Below are 14953 nucleotides of genomic sequence, written 5' to 3' on the forward strand. Positions count from 1 at the left end.
CGTTTGTTAACGCTAGCGCCGGTTGCTTTCAGAAATGCGGAACAAACCTGCCGGTGTCCTGTTCTGCCGAGGCCTATTGTGCACAGGAGTATTGCCATGAAGGCTCTTTTGATTACTGGTATTGCATTGGCAGGTTTGACGGCCGGAATTTCGGGTGCGGGCGCGCAGACCTTTATCGTGACACCGACGCCCCTGACAAAAGCCGTGAAGCTCGTGCCGACCATTCCGAACACGATGGTGGAGCATGTGCTGCCGATCGCGAGCGGCTTGAAGGTCGTGCCCGGCAGCATCGTGCCGCGCTATGTGCCGCTGACTTATGTCACCGGCATCATTGCCTCGTCCGGCGGCCGCGTGACCTTCACGCCCGACAACAAAAAGCGGTCTCTCATCCTTTCAGGGATCGAGTCGCCGGGCGTGGTCATCCCGCACTACGGAGCCTTCGCCTATTTCGTCTCGCCGGATAAGAAGATGGTCTTCGTCAATCCGGTCAGCCGGGAAGTCACGCGTATCGCTTCGTTCTAAACGGTCGCGACCGGCTCAAAGGACACCTGCGTCGGGCCCTGCGCCGCGTGAATCTCGCGCAGCGTCCGACGTGGGTGATCACGCGTGAGTAGGTGCCTCGCGGCGCGGGGTGGCGTTCCACCGGTCGCCGGGGCGAGCCGCAGCGGCTTTCAGCCTTTCAACATTGGGGCCATGCGTGCCTGGCCCGGTTGAAGCCGGCCGGCTTGCCCCTATCGAACTCTTGCCGTCCGCTCCGAAAGCCAGCTCTGTCGACGATGCTAGGCGAACATGTGCAGCGAGACGATGGCGATCAGGGTCAGTGAAATGACGACGCTGAGCACGATGCCGCCAGCCGGCATGCCGGATTCGCTCGGGTCTCCCGCCGCACTGTGATCGTCGAGATGGGCCATGATGTCTCCGTTCCTTCCTGCGCTGCCGTGGTGGCGCGATGCTGGGCGCCACTATGGCGAAGCCGGCTGCGTTCGGCAATCTCAGGATAGATCGGTTAGGCGTGCGCACCTTGGCGGCGAGCACCGCAGGCGGCCGGCGATTCGGCCGTTCGGAGATATGTCCAGGCCTCGTTGCGGCAGTCTGCCGCGCTCCCGCTTGAAGGCTCCGGCTGCTTGCGTTGGACACGTCAACGCCCGCTCCCACGGGAGCGGGCATTACGTGATCCGAAGACCGCTGGCCGTCGACATGGTCAGAAGCGGTAGTTCACGCCGGCCTTCATCACCTCGAAAGCGGTCTTGTTCTTGAACAGAACCGCAGCCTCGCCCGAATCGGGCTGGGGCACGGCCGCGACGAAATTCCGTCCGGCGAGATTGATGTGAAGGAACTCGCCCTTGATGCTGATGTCATCGGTGAGCGCATATTCAGCGCCGGCGCCGACCACCCAACCGAAGCGGTAGCCCGAGCCCGGCTTGCCGTAGGCGCCGAAACTCGTGGTCTCCGACATGTCCGAACCCGGCGCCGTCACGGCGACCGTGCCTTGCACCCGATTGCTGGCGCGGCCGACGGCAAGTCCGCCCGTCCCGTAGATCAACAAACGCTCGAACGGGAGGAAGCCGATGCGCGGACGCAGCGTTGCGAACCAATGGAGCCGCTGGCTGCCGCTTGCCGCCGCGTCAATCCTCGCGCCGGTGACCGGATCGACGAGGCTCGCCGCCGCTACGCCGGTGCCCTGCAGCTTGATGGACATCACATCCGCTTCGAGGCCGGCCACCATCCAGCCGAACTGGTGATCATAGCCGACGTGCAGGCCGCCGCCGAAGCCTTTGCGGTGCTTGCCTGTGCCCCCGATGGTGCCGCGCAGCGAATCCGGCAGCGCGGTGGCGACCGCGTCGGTCGAGCCGGCCCAAATGGCTTTGGTCTTGAGACGCCCGAGCCCGTAGCCGACGTCCAGGCCGGCATAGGCGCCGGTCCATGTGAAGGCAGGGGGCAAGGGCGCAGGCGGCAGGGAAGGGCGGCGAGGGAGGTCCGATGCGAAGGCAGCGGGAATGCCGATCGTGCAAGCGATCGTAAATAGTGAATTAATCAATCGAGCGCGCATTTCATATCTCACACTAAAAATATGGGCATGGCGGCCGCATAAGCCGCTTAGAACGAGTAAGAGAGAAGCTAATCTCAAATAGTATTGGCAATTATGCTTGCGGCGTTGCAAAATGTGCGCAGCAAGCGGCCGTCGATGCCGAATGCCAGGCTGCGATGCAATAATGCGCTGCTATGGTTCAGGATGGATTAATCGGCGGCTTGCGCTTCGACGCTATCGAGGGCCAGCATTCCTTGATGGGCGCGAGGGAGGTCCTCTCCCGCGAAGCGGTGACCGCATGAAGCTCTTGGCATGGCGCATGGTGCGCTGCTACTCTCGCCGGGAAAACCAAACGTGGCGAGGCTTCCGGATCCTCGGCAGCATGTCGCCCGAGGAATTACGGCCGTGACGGTCATTGATGACGCAAGAGTCGGTGGGACCCCTGCCCAGACGCGGCAGAATCCGCCCGCCGGAGAGGGCGTTCCGCGGGGCGGCAAGTCGCGGCGTCGCGGACGCCGGCGGCGCTGGCGCCGCGGTGGGCCGCGAGCTGCGGCTTATGCGGCGCTCGATCTTGGAACCAACAACTGCCGCCTTCTCGTCGCCGAGCCGACGGCGCATGGCTTCCGGGTGGTCGACGCCTTTTCCCGCATCGTGCGGCTGGGGGAGGGGCTTGGGCGAGCCAATCAACTCGGCGAGCCCGCCATCCTGCGCGCCATAGAGGCGCTCAAGGTCTGCCGCAGCAAGATCGACAGCAACGGCGTGGTGCGCGCCCGCCTCATCGCGACGGAGGCCTGCCGGGCGGCGGTGAACGGGCCCGTGTTCATTGAGCGGGTCGAGCGGGAGACGGGTCTCGCGCTCGAGGTGGTCGACCGGCGCACCGAGGCCTATCTCGCCGTAACGGGCTGCGCCAATCTCGCCGATCCGCAGGCCGACGCGGTGGTGGTCTTCGACATCGGCGGCGGATCGACCGAGATCATCTGGCTCGAGGGCATGCAGTCCTCCGGACGCACGGAACCGGGCGAACGGGTGCGCGCCTGGGAATCCATGCCGACCGGCGTCGTCACGCTCGCCGAACGGCATGGCGGCGCCCATGTCACCCGTGAAGGCTTCGAAGCCATGGTGGCGGATGTCGGCGCCTTGGTCGCCGGCTTTGCGGAGCGGGCCGGCATCGCCGCCTCTCAGCGCGGCTTTCACCTGCTCGGGACCTCCGGGACGGTCACGACCATTGCCGGCGTTCACCTCGCGCTGCCGCGCTATGACCGGCGGCAGGTGGATGGGCTCTGGATGACGGATCCTGAGGTTTCGGAGGTGATCGATCATCTTCTCGACACCGGCTATGACGAGCGCGTCGCCAATCCCTGCATCGGGCGCGAGCGTGCCGACCTCGTGCTCGCCGGCTGCGCCATTCTCGAGGCCATTCGCCGTGCCTTTCCGAGCGAGCGGCTCAGGATCGCCGATCGCGGTCTGCGCGAGGGCATCCTCATGACGATGATGCGCGAGGACGGCGTCTGGCGGGGCGGATGGGGCACGTGACGCGGCGCGGGACGGGCGATACGCCGCGGACACTGAAGGTGCGCGTCAAGACGGCGGGCAAGCGCTCGGTTGCGTCGCAGAAATGGCTCGCACGCCAGCTCAACGATCCCTATGTGGCCCGCGCCAAGCGCGAGGGCTACCGGTCGCGAGCAGCCTATAAACTCCTCGAAATCGATGAGAAATACCCGATCCTGAAGCGCGGCCAGCGTGTCATTGATCTCGGCGCCGCACCGGGGGGGTGGTCGCAGGTCGCCGCTGCCAAGATCGGGGTGAGCAAAGGCGAGGGTAGGGTCGTCGGCATCGATCTCCTGCCGATCGAGCCTCTGCCCGGCATCGACTTCATCGAGCTTGATTTCCTCGCCCCGGAAGCTCCCGAGCGCCTGATGGCGCTGCTCGGCGGGCGGGCCGATGTCGTTCTGTCGGACATGGCTGCCAATGCGACCGGCCACAAGAAGACCGACCATCTCAAGATCATGGGGCTCGCAGAGACTGCAGTAGACTTCGCGCGCCGGGTCTTGGCGCCCGGCGGGGCCTTTCTCGCCAAAGTCCTGCAGGGCGGGACGGAAACGAGCCTGCTCGCCGACCTGAAGCGCGATTTCCGCGAGGTCCGTCACGTCAAGCCGGCGGCGAGCCGCGCCGATTCGGCCGAACTCTACGTATTGGCGAAGGGATTCAGGGGCGGGGACGCCGACGCCCAGGACACCGCGCCGCCCACACCTTAGCGTTCCGCGTTCTCTCCGCGGCAGCCGCTTCCTCGCTCCAACACGCTGCAGGGCGTCGAGGCCGGTGCGTGGATCGGGGATCACTCCGCCGGTTGGCGGTGTTCCTGGATGCTCTCGGCGCTCGCCTTGCGCGGATCGCGGTGGCCCGAGACCTCGGCGCCGGCATCGGGCTTCAACTGCATCAAAACGAAGGCCGATGCGGCCGAGAAAGCGGCAACGACCAGGAAGGCCGGCCAGAAGTCGGAAGCTTCGAGATCGATGCCCGGATGCCGGCTGGCCGCGATCTCGAGCGCCAGAGCCCCAACGGCAACGCCGACGCTGAGCGAGAGCTGCTGGGCGACGCTCGAGAAGCTCGTAGCGAGGCTCATGTCGCGCTTCGTCACATCCGCGAACATCAGCGCATTGAGCCCGGTGAACTGCAGCGAGCGGAAGCAGCCGCCGACGAGCAGCACGGCGAACATGATCACATAGGGCGTATCGACGGTGAAAAAGCCTTGAACGGCGAGGAAGGCAGCGCCGATGAAGGCATTGATGATCATGACCCCGCGAAAGCCGTAGCGACGCAGGATCCGGGCGGCGAGCGTCTTCATGAACATGGCGCCCGCCGCTGCGGCAAAGGTGGTCAGGCCCGAATGCAGGGGATCGAAGCCGAAGCCGACCTGCAGCATGAGCGGCAGGAGGAAGGGGATGGCGCCGACGCCGATTCGGAACAGGAAGCCCGCCAAGACCCCGATGCGGAAGGTCGGGATCTTCATGAGGGCGAGGTCGAGCACGGGATGGGGAACGCGCTTGGAATGCCAGATATAGGTGGCGACGGCGATTGCGCCGATCACCGTCGCGGCGATCGACTTCTCGATCGAGACGAGATGCCCGCCGCCCGTGGTGAGCCCGAACATGAGGAAGGAGAGGCCGACCGCCGACAGGATGGTGCCCGTGAGGTCGAGTGGCGGCACGTCATCTTCGCGGATGTTCTCGAAGAATACGGTCGCCATGGCGATGCCGATGATGCCGATCGGAATATTGATGAAAAAGATCCACTGCCAGTGGAAATAGGTGGTGATGAAGCCGCCCAACGGCGGACCGACCACCGGCCCCACCATCGCAGGGATCGATAGATAGGCGAGCGCCTGCACCATCTGGTTGCGCGGCACGCTGCGCAAGAGCACGAGCCGGCCGACCGGCACCATCATGGCGCCGCCCATGCCCTGGAAGAAGCGCGCCAACACGAAGCTTTCCAGCGAATGGGAGAAGGCGCAACCGACCGACCCCAGCATGAAGACGCCGATCGCCAGACGAAAGATCGTCCGTGCGCCGAACTTATCGGCCATCCAGCCGCTGATCGGGATGAAGACGGCGAGGCTGACCAGATAGGAGGTGAGGGCGAGCTTCAGCGCGAGCGGATCTTCGCCGAGATCCCGCGCTATGGCCGGCAGCGACGTGGCGATAACCGTCGAATCCGTGTTCTCCATGAAGAGCGCACAGGCGACGACGAAGGGGACGAGCATCGGGCGGGCCACTGCGGCCTCTTGCCTTTACGGGGGGCGACGGTTGCAAGCGCTCCATAACATAAGCCGATCCCGTGTGTTCGGCCTGGGACGCGGGGCAGCTCGCTCGCCTATGCATGGAACGGGCCATCAAACTGCGGCCAGTGCACTCGACGACTTGCCACAGGCGTGTTACACGCCGCTGCCAACTCTAGGAAGCGATTACCGCGTGGCGAGGTGATGATGGCCTCGGCGGAGTGCTTCGCAGCATGAAGAAAGGGTTGGCGATGCCCGTCATCCACGACACTCCGTTCCGTGAAGCCCTGACATTCGACGACGTGCTCCTGCAGCCCGGTCATTCCGAGGTGATGCCGAGCGAGGTCGACGTCCGCGCTCGATTGACCTCGACCATTACGCTCAATCTGCCGGTGCTCGCCTCGGCCATGGACACGGTCACCGAGGCGCGGATGGCCATTGCCATGGCCCAGAACGGCGGTATCGGCGTCATTCATCGTAATCTTACACCCGAGGCGCAGGCGGACGAGGTTCGGCTCGTCAAGAAATTCGAATCGGGCATGATCGTGAACCCGGTGACGATCAGCCCCACGGCGACCCTCGCCGACGCCTTCGATCTCATGAAGCGCCACGGCATCTCGGGCATTCCGGTGGTGGAGGACAGCCCCGGCGGGCAGCGCGGCAAACTCGTCGGCATCCTGACCAACCGTGACGTGCGCTTTGCGACGAACCCGCAGCAGCCCGTCGCCGAGCTCATGACCAAGGACAAGCTGATCACCGTGCGGGAAGGCGTCAGCCAGGACGAGGCGAAGCGCTTGCTGCACCAATATCGCATCGAAAAGCTGCTCGTCGTCGACGATCAATATCGCTGCATCGGCTTGATCACCGTCAAGGATATGGAAAAGCAGATCACCTATCCCAATGCGGTGAAGGACGAGCAGGGGCGTCTGCGCGTGGCGGCGGCCACCACCACCGGCGAGGACGGCTTCCATCGCGCCGAGATGCTGATCGATGCCGGCTGCGACCTTATCGTCGTCGATACGGCGCATGGCCATTCCCAGCGCGTGCTCGACGCGGTGACCCGCGTGAAGAAGCTTTCGAACGCGGTCCAGGTCATCGCCGGCAATATCGCGACGGCGGGTGGGGCCAAGGCGCTGATCGACGCCGGCGCCGATGCCATCAAGGTCGGTATCGGTCCGGGCTCCATCTGCACCACGCGTATCGTCGCTGGGGTGGGCGTACCGCAGCTCACCGCCATTCTCGACGCCGCCTCCGTGGCCTCCAGCCAGAACGTGCCGGTGATCGCCGACGGCGGAATCAAATTCTCAGGCGATGTGGCTAAGGCCCTGGCCGCCGGCGCGAATTGCGTGATGGTGGGCTCGCTGCTGGCCGGCACGGACGAGGCGCCCGGCGAGGTTTTCCTCTGGCAGGGGCGGTCCTACAAGTCCTATCGCGGCATGGGCTCGGTCGGCGCCATGGCGCGCGGCTCGGCGGACCGCTACTTCCAGCAGGACATCAAGGACACCCTGAAGCTCGTGCCCGAGGGCATCGAGGGCCAGGTGCCCTATAAGGGCAATGTGGCGAGCGTGCTGCACCAGCTCGTCGGCGGCTTGCGTGCCGCCATGGGCTATATCGGTGCGCGTGACCTTGCCGAACTGCGCGAGAAGGCCGAGTTCGTCCGGATCAGCGGTGCGGGCCTGCGCGAGAGCCATGTCCACGACGTGACGATCACGCGCGAAAGCCCGAACTACCGCAGCCGAGACTGAGGCATGTCCATTGCCACCGTTCTCCTGCCGGTCTTCGTCGAGGTCGCGCTGACCTTCGGGCTGCTGTTCTGGGCCGGCTTTCTGCGCACCCGTGAACTCAGATCCGGTCGGGTGCGCCGTGAAGACGTTAGACTCGACGACCACGCCTTTCCGGACAAGGTGCGGCAGGTCGCCAATTGCTACGGCAATCAGCTGCAACTGCCGGTACTGTTCTACGTGGTGGTGGCGTTGGCACTTTTCACGCGTCAGGCGGATTTCCTCTTCGTTCTCCTGTCATGGGTTTTCGTGATTACCCGTCTGGCGCATGCCTTCGTTCACACCGGCTCGAACGACATTGCCGTCCGTGGGCCGGTGTTCGGGATCGGCGGCATTGTGCTCGCGGTGATGTGGGCGATCTTCGCCGTCAAGATCCTTACCGGGATCTGACGCGCATGGAGCTTTGGCCGTGACCCCGGCAGCACGCCTCGCCGGCGCCATTGAGGTTCTCACCGACATCCTCGCTCGGCGGCGGCCAGCGCCAGATGCGCTCAAGGATTGGGGCCTCGCGCGGCGCTTTGCCGGCTCGAAGGATCGTGCCGCCGTCGCGAGCCTCGTCTATGACGCCCTGCGCCGCAAGGCGTCGAGCGCCTTCCTCATGGGCGCGGACTCGCCGCGCGCCATCCTGCTCGGCATGCTCTGCCTGCAGCGCGGGCTCGAGCCGGAGGCAATAGCCGCCCTCTGCAATGGCGAGCGCTTCGCCCCCGAGCCGCTGACAGACGACGAGGCGGCGCGACTCGCGGCCGCCGGTATCGGCGATGCCCCGGCTGCGGTTGCCGGTGATTTCCCGGAATGGATCGAGCCGTCGCTCACCAAGGCTTTTGGCCCGGCGCTGCGTGATGAAATGCAGGCGCTTGCGCGACGCGCACCGCTCGACATCCGCGTTAACGGCCTCAAAGCCTCGCGCCGGGTCGTGAAGGAGGCGCTCGCCCATCTCGCGCCGGAGGAGACGCCGCTGTCGCCCTTCGGGCTGCGCTTCGCCGTATCCGAGGACGGGCGCGGGCCGGCTTTGCAGGCGGAACCGGAATTCCTCGACGGATGGTTCGAGATCCAGGACGAAGGTTCGCAGCTCGCGAGCCTTCTGGCCGGCGCTGAGCCGGGCCTGCGCGTGGTCGACCTCTGCGCCGGCGCCGGCGGCAAGACGCTCGCGCTGGCAGCCCTGATGGATAACGGCGGCGAGATCATCGCGACCGACGTCGATGCCCGGCGGCTCGCACCGAGCCACGCACGCATCGCGCGCTCCGGGGCAACCAATATTACGCTGCGCACGCCGCGGGGACGCTACGACCCACGCCGGCCGGATCCGCTCGCCGATATCGCGGGAACGGTCGATCTCGTCCTGGTCGATGCACCCTGTACCGGCAGTGGCACCTGGCGACGCAACCCGGATGCGAAATGGCGCCTTCGGCCGGGTAGCCTCGCCGAGCGCCAGCGCGACCAGGTGGTGGTGCTCGATCGGGCGGCGACCCTCGTCAAGCCGGGCGGGCGGATCGTCTACATCACCTGTTCGATCCTGCCGGAGGAAAACGACGACGCGGTCGCGGCCTTCCGGACGCGCCACCCTAACTTCGCAGGGGTGTCGCCGGCCGATGTGGCTGCGCTGTCAGGCTTTGCCGAACTCGCGCCCTGCGCGACTGCCGGCGGACTGCAGATCACGCCCCTTCGCACCGGCACGGACGCATTTTATATCGCTGTGCTGAAGCGGGCTTAACGCCGTTTCTTGAATCGGTAATAGAGCGCCTTGGCGAACTGCCGCCCGGCTTGCAACCGTCGCTCGAAGGCGCCGAGCAGGGTGGTGCCGAGATGCCGGCCGGGTTTGGCGGATATGAGCACCTCGACGATCGCTTGCCGCTCCTTCCACAGCGAGGCCATGAAGCCGCTGTCGTCATGGGAGCAGGAATCGAGAAGGGCGATCGCCGGATCGGCTACGAGGTCGTTCGTATAGTCCTCGACCAGCAACACGCCGGGCGAATAATCGCCGAGCGCCTCGTCATAGGCGATCTTCCAGGTGAAGACGCCGCCGCCCGCGTGCAGCATGATTTGCATGGCGATGGGCTTGCCGGCGAGCCTGAGCGCTGCGATGTCGATATGTCCTGCCTCCGCCATGCCGCGGAAGGCCGCGCGCACGAAATCGGCCCGCCCCGGATCGCTCGCGACGGCCGTGCCGGTGCGCCCCTTCCAGCTCGCGGCTTCAAGCGCCAGGAACTCCTCCAACGCTGCGGCAACCTCCGCGGGCGCCTTGTGCCGCGTCGTCGTCAGCAGCCCGAGCTCGGTCAATCGGCGACGGTGCTGCCGGAGTTTCTTGCGCGTGGAGGACGAAAGCGCCCAACCCGAGCCTTTTTCGTCCGTTGCTTGTGGGCGCAGGGCGGCGCGTCGATGTGTGCCCACCACGCGGAGCGGCGAGTTGCGCCGGTAGGCAAGGGTCCGCAGACCCGCCATGACCGGGCCCTCGTCGCCCATCAGCGGGAAGGAGACGATGTTGGGCAGTCCCGGAACGGCGGCGATAGCGTCGAGCATCGTGGCGAGGAGGGGCTCCACCGCGGTCCGGTCGACGGCCGGCGTCGCCAGGAAAGCGTAATCATGGGCAAGCGCTTCCGCGACGGAGATCCAAAGCCGCGTCGCGGCCCGCCTCATCCGGAAGGCGGCAACCGCGAGGAGATCATCCGGAGCCCGTTCGCTCCCTCGCCAGACGAGCACCAAGACGAGATGCCGCGGATCCTTCATCCTTGCGGCGGCCGCCGTGACGAAGGCCGGGTCGAAGAAAGGGTTCGGCTCAACCGCCCGGCCGGTCAGGCTCTTCCAGGCCGCAGCATAATAGGCCGCCGTATAGCCGGAGCCAGCGTTCGCCAGCAGGGTCTTGCCATCGACGACTTCCGCCTCGAACAGCAGCGCGGCGGCGGACGCAGGTCGCGCCACCGCGTCGGTATCCCAGATGGTGCCGGTCTCGACAGACATGGCAGGAGGGAGCTCCAAATGCCTCGGTGGCAGGCGCCTTGCGGCAAGTGCCGTCGCGGCAGTGCCTTGGCCCCAGGATAGCGGCGCCCGCCGCAGAGAGCGATGGCAAGGCAGCGCTTTGCTCCTATCATCCCCAATGTCTATCGGTCCATGCCGGAGGCCTAGAGATCCTTGCATCCTCGCGCGCTATCCCGTAGCTGATGGCGATGCACGACAGCATTCTCATCATCGATTTCGGTAGCCAGGTCACCCAGCTCATCGCGCGCCGCGTGCGCGAGGAGGGCGTCTACTCCGAGATCGTACCCTTCACCAAGGCGGAAGAGGCTTTTGCGCGGCTGAAGCCGAAAGGTGTCATCCTCTCGGGCGGGCCGGCTTCCGTGCTCGATACTGACGCGCCGCTCGCGCCGCCTGCGATCTTTTCGGCCGGCGTGCCGGTGCTCGGCATTTGCTATGGCGAGCAGGCGATGGCGCAGCAGCTCGGCGGCGAGGTCGAGGCCGGGCATAACGGTGAATTTGGCCGGGCCGAGGTGGAAGTGGTCGCCGACACACCGCTGTTCGCCGGGGTCTGGGACAGGGGAGGTCGCTATCCCGTATGGATGAGCCACGGCGACCGCGTCACGAAGCTGCCCGAAGGCTTCCGCGTGCTCGGCGTTTCCGAGAATGCGCCCTTCGCCATCATCGCCGACGAGGCGCGGCGCTTTTACGCCACCCAGTTCCATCTTGAAGTCGTGCATACGCCGCAGGGCGCCGCCATCCTACGCAATTTCGTCCGCACCATCGTCGGCTGCGCCGGCGACTGGACCATGGCCGCTTTCCGGGACGAGGCGATCGCCCGCATTCGGGCGCAAGTGGGCAAGGGGCGGGTGATCTGCGGCCTCTCGGGCGGCGTCGATTCGGCGGTCGCGGCCGTGCTGATCCACGAGGCGATCGGCGACCAGCTCACCTGCGTGTTCGTCGACCACGGGCTGATGCGTCTCGGCGAGGCGGAGCAGGTTGTCGGCCTCTTCCGCGACCACTACAATATCCCGCTGGTGCATGTGGAGGCAGAGGAGCTCTTCCTCTCGGCGCTCGCCGGCGTCAGCGATCCGGAGGTCAAGCGCAAGACCATCGGCAAGCTTTTCATCGACGTCTTCGAGGCGGAGGCGAAGAAGGTCGGCGGCGCGGATTTCCTGGCGCAAGGCACGCTCTATCCGGACGTGATCGAGTCCGTCTCGTTTACCGGCGGCCCGTCGGTGACGATCAAGAGTCACCACAATGTCGGCGGGCTGCCCGAGCGCATGAATATGAAGCTCGTGGAGCCGCTACGCGAGTTGTTCAAGGACGAGGTGAGGGCGCTCGGGCGTGAGCTCGGCCTGCCCGAGAGCTTCGTCGGCCGCCATCCCTTCCCGGGGCCGGGGCTTGCGATCCGCGTGCCCGGTGAGATCACGCGCGAGAAGCTCGACATCCTGCGCAAGGCCGACGCCATTTATCTCGATGAGATCCGCCGGGCGGGGCTCTATGACGAGATCTGGCAGGCCTTCGCCGTGCTCCTGCCGGTGAAGACGGTTGGCGTGATGGGCGACTACCGCACCTATGACCACGTCTGTGCCTTGCGCGCCGTGACCTCGGTCGATGGCATGACGGCAGATTTCTACCCCTTCGACATGACCTTCCTGGGCCGTGTTGCAACGCGCATCATCAACGAGGTGCGCGGCATCAACCGCGTGACTTACGACATAACCTCGAAGCCGCCCGGCACGATCGAGTGGGAATGATTTTGGCCCTGCCGGGAGTATCCGGCGGCACGCCAGAATACGATGTAACACACTGATAAACAAAACATATCATCCATAGACGTTCAGGGTCTATCGGCCGGCAGAGATGGCGGCTGACGTACTCGCTGACGGTATGCCTCTCTCTTGCGAAAGCGGGTTTTGTCCGATACCGTCAGGGTCTGAGCGCTTTTGACGGTCTTTTTTTTAATCTAACTAGCTGTAGGGAAAAGAGATTTTGTTCAGATGGCGCCCGAAAACGGCCTGACGGTCTTTTTTCGTGGAGGCGGCTCAAATGCTGACGGATGCAGCCCTTAAACACCTGAAGCCAAAAGACAAAATTTACAAGGTGACGGACCGGGACGGCATGTATGTGCTTGTGAAGCCATCGGGGACCCTCACTTTTCGGCTGGATTACCGGATGAACGGGCGGCGTGAGACCGTCACGTTCGGCAAGTACGGCCCGGCCGGCCTGTCGCTCGCTCGCGCTCGCGAGCTATGCATCGACGCCAAGCGAGCCATCAGCGAAGGGCGATCGCCGGCGATCGAAAAGCAGCGGGAGAAGCGCCGGCTTCTGGAAGCGAAGAGCTTTGGCGAGTTCGGCGAGAAATGGCTGACCGCGGCGCCGATGGCGGAAAGCACGCGGGCGATGCGCCGATCGATCTTCGAGCGCGATCTGCTACCCAAATGGCGTAACAGGCTTCTGACCGAGATCACGCCCGACGACCTTCGAGCGCATTGCGGCGCCATCGTCGAGCGCGGAGCGCCGGCGACGGCAATTCACGTCCGCGACATCGTCAAGCAGATCTACGGCTTTGCGATCTTGCACGGCGAGAAGGTCGCCAACCCCGCTGACGATGTGGGGCCGTCTTCCATCGCGACCTTCGTGCCGAAGGACCGGTCGCTCTCGCCGACCGAGATCAGGATCATGCTCAAGCTGCTCGAGAAGGTGGCGACGCTGCCGACAATCCGGCTCGGCATGCGTCTCTACCTGCAGACGATGGTGCGCAAGAGCGAGCTGCAGGACGCGACCTGGGATGAGGTGCAGACGCGGACATCGCGATAAATGCGCTCGACCGGGCAGCCGCTGAGATAGCCATAACCGCCATGGATCTGAATTGCCTTGTTGCAGATCTCTTCGGCCGCTTCCGAGGCGAAGAGTTTCGCCATCGCGGCCTCGATTGACGACTATTGGCCGGCATCGCGCGTGCGCGCGGCGTGCAGCACCATAAGCTCGGCAGCCTGCAGCGAAGTTGCCATATCGGCGAGCTGAAAGGAGACTGCTTGGAAATCGATGATCGGTCGCCCGAATGTTCGCCGCTGTTTTGCGTAGGAAAGTGCCTCCGTGAGAGCCGCTCGCGCCATTCCGACAGACTGCGCGGCGATGCCGAGGCGGCCGAGATCGAGGCTGGAAAAGGCGATCTCCAAACCCTGGCCTTCGTCACCCAGCATTGATCCGACGAAACCTCGCAGTCCACCAGTTCGATTCGGCAGTGACCGCCTGACCGCTGTCCCATCGTATGTTGAACCTCGGCGACCCGATAACCGGGCGTCGCGGTCGGAACGATGAAGGCTGAAATCCCCTTCTTCCCGGCACCCGGATTCGTGACAGCAAAGACAAGGGCGAGATCGGCGCCACTCCCTGACGTGATGAAATGTTTCACGCCGGACAGTACGAACCTCTCGCCTCGGCGGTGCGCCTGAGGTCGTGATCGCAGCAGCATCAGAACCGGCATCCGGCTCAGTCAGGCAGAAGGCACCGAGGTGCTTGCCCTCGGCGAGAGGCCTGAGATAGCGATCCTTCTGTTCCGGCGTCCCGTATTTAAGGAGCGGCGTGCAAGTCAAACCATTGTGGACCTGGAGCGCGGTCGACACGGCACCGTCCGCGGCGGCGATCTCGATGATGGCAAGCACATAGGAGACATGGTCGGCGCCCACCCCGCCGAATTCCGGGGGAATTATCAGCCCCATCAGGCCAAGCTTTCCCATCGCGGCGAAGATGTCCCTGGGAAAGCGGGCTTCGCGGTCTCGTTCTGCTGCGGTCGGCGCGAGTTCGCGTGTTGCAAAGCGGCGCGCGCTTTCACGAAATTCTTGCTGTCGTTCGCTGAACACCCCTAGACGCTCCTATGTGTTCTCGTGCGGGGCAAACGAAAACAGCCCGCCAACGCCGTTGACACGACGGCAGGTCCACGACCCGATCGCTCATGCATAATGGCGGCGAGCCGGGACGTATTGGCTAAAATTGCCGGTCCAACGGCGCGAGGTCACTCAGTTATCGAGCCTCTTCACGAGGCGCCGTGCGAAGCGCTCGCAGATCGGGACTTCCTGGCCGAACCAGCCGATGGAGGCGGACGGCGGCCTACTATCGGGCTGTTCGCGCTGCCTCGTGGTGGCGAGGTTCGCGATCGCTTCGATAATCAGACCCTGGACGTCAAGGCACTTGCATTGCAAAAGTCGCGTGCAAAACTGTCGCGGGTGTCGGGATCTTTGCGTATGTAAAACGCAGGCGAGGCGGAGAGAGAATGCTGAAGGGTCATTCGAAGGTAGTGGTGCATACTGACCTGAGACCCTGATCTTCCTCCAGATTTGAGTAGAGTCCGTCACTCACGGAGACGGACGATGCGCCCCTCACGATTCACGGAAGAGCAGATCATCGGGATGC

General features: G+C 64.8%; 11 protein-coding genes and 2 pseudogenes. 8 read left to right on the forward strand and 5 right to left on the reverse strand.

All coding sequences use genetic code 11. The features are described from left to right. The first annotated feature begins 96 nt into the window (after positions 1–96). Positions 97–522 carry a hypothetical protein gene (locus tag ACFQU1_RS22105; RefSeq protein WP_378136742.1) on the forward strand — a complete coding sequence of 142 codons (426 nt, stop codon included), beginning with the start codon at positions 97–99 and terminating at the stop codon, positions 520–522. A 257-nt stretch (positions 523–779) separates the two neighbouring features. On the opposite strand, the gene ACFQU1_RS22110 is transcribed toward ACFQU1_RS22105, so the two are convergent. Together ACFQU1_RS22110 and ACFQU1_RS22115 are read right to left on the reverse strand one after the other, a co-directional pair. After that, positions 780–911, reverse strand: coding sequence for a hypothetical protein (locus ACFQU1_RS22110; protein WP_378136744.1), 132 nt, complete (start codon positions 909–911; stop codon positions 780–782). A gap of 290 nt (positions 912–1201) precedes the next feature. Next, positions 1202–2050 carry an outer membrane protein gene (locus ACFQU1_RS22115; RefSeq protein WP_378136746.1) on the reverse strand — a complete coding sequence of 283 codons (849 nt, stop codon included), beginning with the start codon at positions 2048–2050 and terminating at the stop codon, positions 1202–1204. Between the two features lie 384 nt (positions 2051–2434). On the opposite strand from ACFQU1_RS22115, the gene ACFQU1_RS22120 reads away from it, so the two are divergent. Both ACFQU1_RS22120 and ACFQU1_RS22125 read left to right on the forward strand, forming a co-directional pair. Next, complete coding sequence (locus tag ACFQU1_RS22120; RefSeq protein WP_378136749.1) at positions 2435–3562, forward strand: Ppx/GppA phosphatase family protein; 1128 nt, start codon at positions 2435–2437, stop codon at positions 3560–3562. Then, positions 3550–4284, forward strand: a complete 735-nt coding sequence (locus ACFQU1_RS22125; RefSeq protein ID WP_378136751.1) for an RlmE family RNA methyltransferase — start codon at positions 3550–3552, stop codon at positions 4282–4284. Before ACFQU1_RS22120 ends, ACFQU1_RS22125 begins: the two co-directional genes overlap by 13 nt. An 80-nt stretch (positions 4285–4364) precedes the next feature. Here the strand turns inward: ACFQU1_RS22125 and ACFQU1_RS22130 are convergent, their stop codons facing one another. Continuing rightward, positions 4365–5789, reverse strand: coding sequence for a DHA2 family efflux MFS transporter permease subunit (locus ACFQU1_RS22130; RefSeq protein ID WP_378136834.1), 1425 nt, complete (start codon positions 5787–5789; stop codon positions 4365–4367). 266 nt (positions 5790–6055) lie between these two features. Here ACFQU1_RS22130 and guaB point away from each other — a divergent pair, with 266 nt between their 5' ends. Genes guaB through ACFQU1_RS22145 form a run of 3 tightly spaced genes read left to right on the forward strand, consistent with a single transcriptional unit; the run spans position 6056 to position 9296 of the window. Continuing rightward, a complete protein-coding gene (gene guaB / locus ACFQU1_RS22135) occupies positions 6056–7549 on the forward strand; it encodes an IMP dehydrogenase (RefSeq protein ID WP_378136836.1) in 1494 nt (497 codons plus the stop codon). Positions 7550–7552: 3 nt separating this feature from the next. Then, entirely contained in the window at positions 7553–7975 is a 423-nt protein-coding gene (locus tag ACFQU1_RS22140) for an MAPEG family protein (protein WP_378136753.1), read from the forward strand. A gap of 19 nt (positions 7976–7994) precedes the next feature. Beyond that, positions 7995–9296 (forward strand): RsmB/NOP family class I SAM-dependent RNA methyltransferase, encoded by a 1302-nt coding sequence (locus tag ACFQU1_RS22145; protein ID WP_378136755.1) that lies wholly within the window; start codon positions 7995–7997, stop codon positions 9294–9296. On the opposite strand, the gene ACFQU1_RS22150 is transcribed toward ACFQU1_RS22145, so the two are convergent. Continuing rightward, positions 9293–10540 (reverse strand): GNAT family N-acetyltransferase, encoded by a 1248-nt coding sequence (locus ACFQU1_RS22150; protein ID WP_378136757.1) that lies wholly within the window; start codon positions 10538–10540, stop codon positions 9293–9295. The two genes, ACFQU1_RS22145 and ACFQU1_RS22150, sit on opposite strands and share 4 nt — an antisense overlap. A gap of 200 nt (positions 10541–10740) precedes the next feature. Here ACFQU1_RS22150 and guaA point away from each other — a divergent pair, with 200 nt between their 5' ends. After that, complete coding sequence (guaA, locus tag ACFQU1_RS22155) at positions 10741–12294, forward strand: glutamine-hydrolyzing GMP synthase (protein WP_378136759.1); 1554 nt, start codon at positions 10741–10743, stop codon at positions 12292–12294. Positions 12295–12586: 292 nt separating this feature from the next. After that, positions 12587–13336: pseudogene (locus ACFQU1_RS22160) on the forward strand (tyrosine-type recombinase/integrase); the annotation flags it as partial. On the opposite strand, the pseudogene ACFQU1_RS22165 reads toward ACFQU1_RS22160, so the two are convergent. Next, positions 13279–14403, reverse strand: a pseudogene (locus ACFQU1_RS22165) (acyl-CoA dehydrogenase family protein). The pseudogenes ACFQU1_RS22160 and ACFQU1_RS22165 sit on opposite strands and share 58 nt — an antisense overlap. Positions 14404–14953: the final 550 nt, after the last annotated feature.

The sequence above is a fragment of the Chelatococcus sp. GCM10030263 genome (genome assembly GCF_042666455.1).
Lineage (GTDB): Bacteria > Pseudomonadota > Alphaproteobacteria > Rhizobiales > Beijerinckiaceae > Chelatococcus.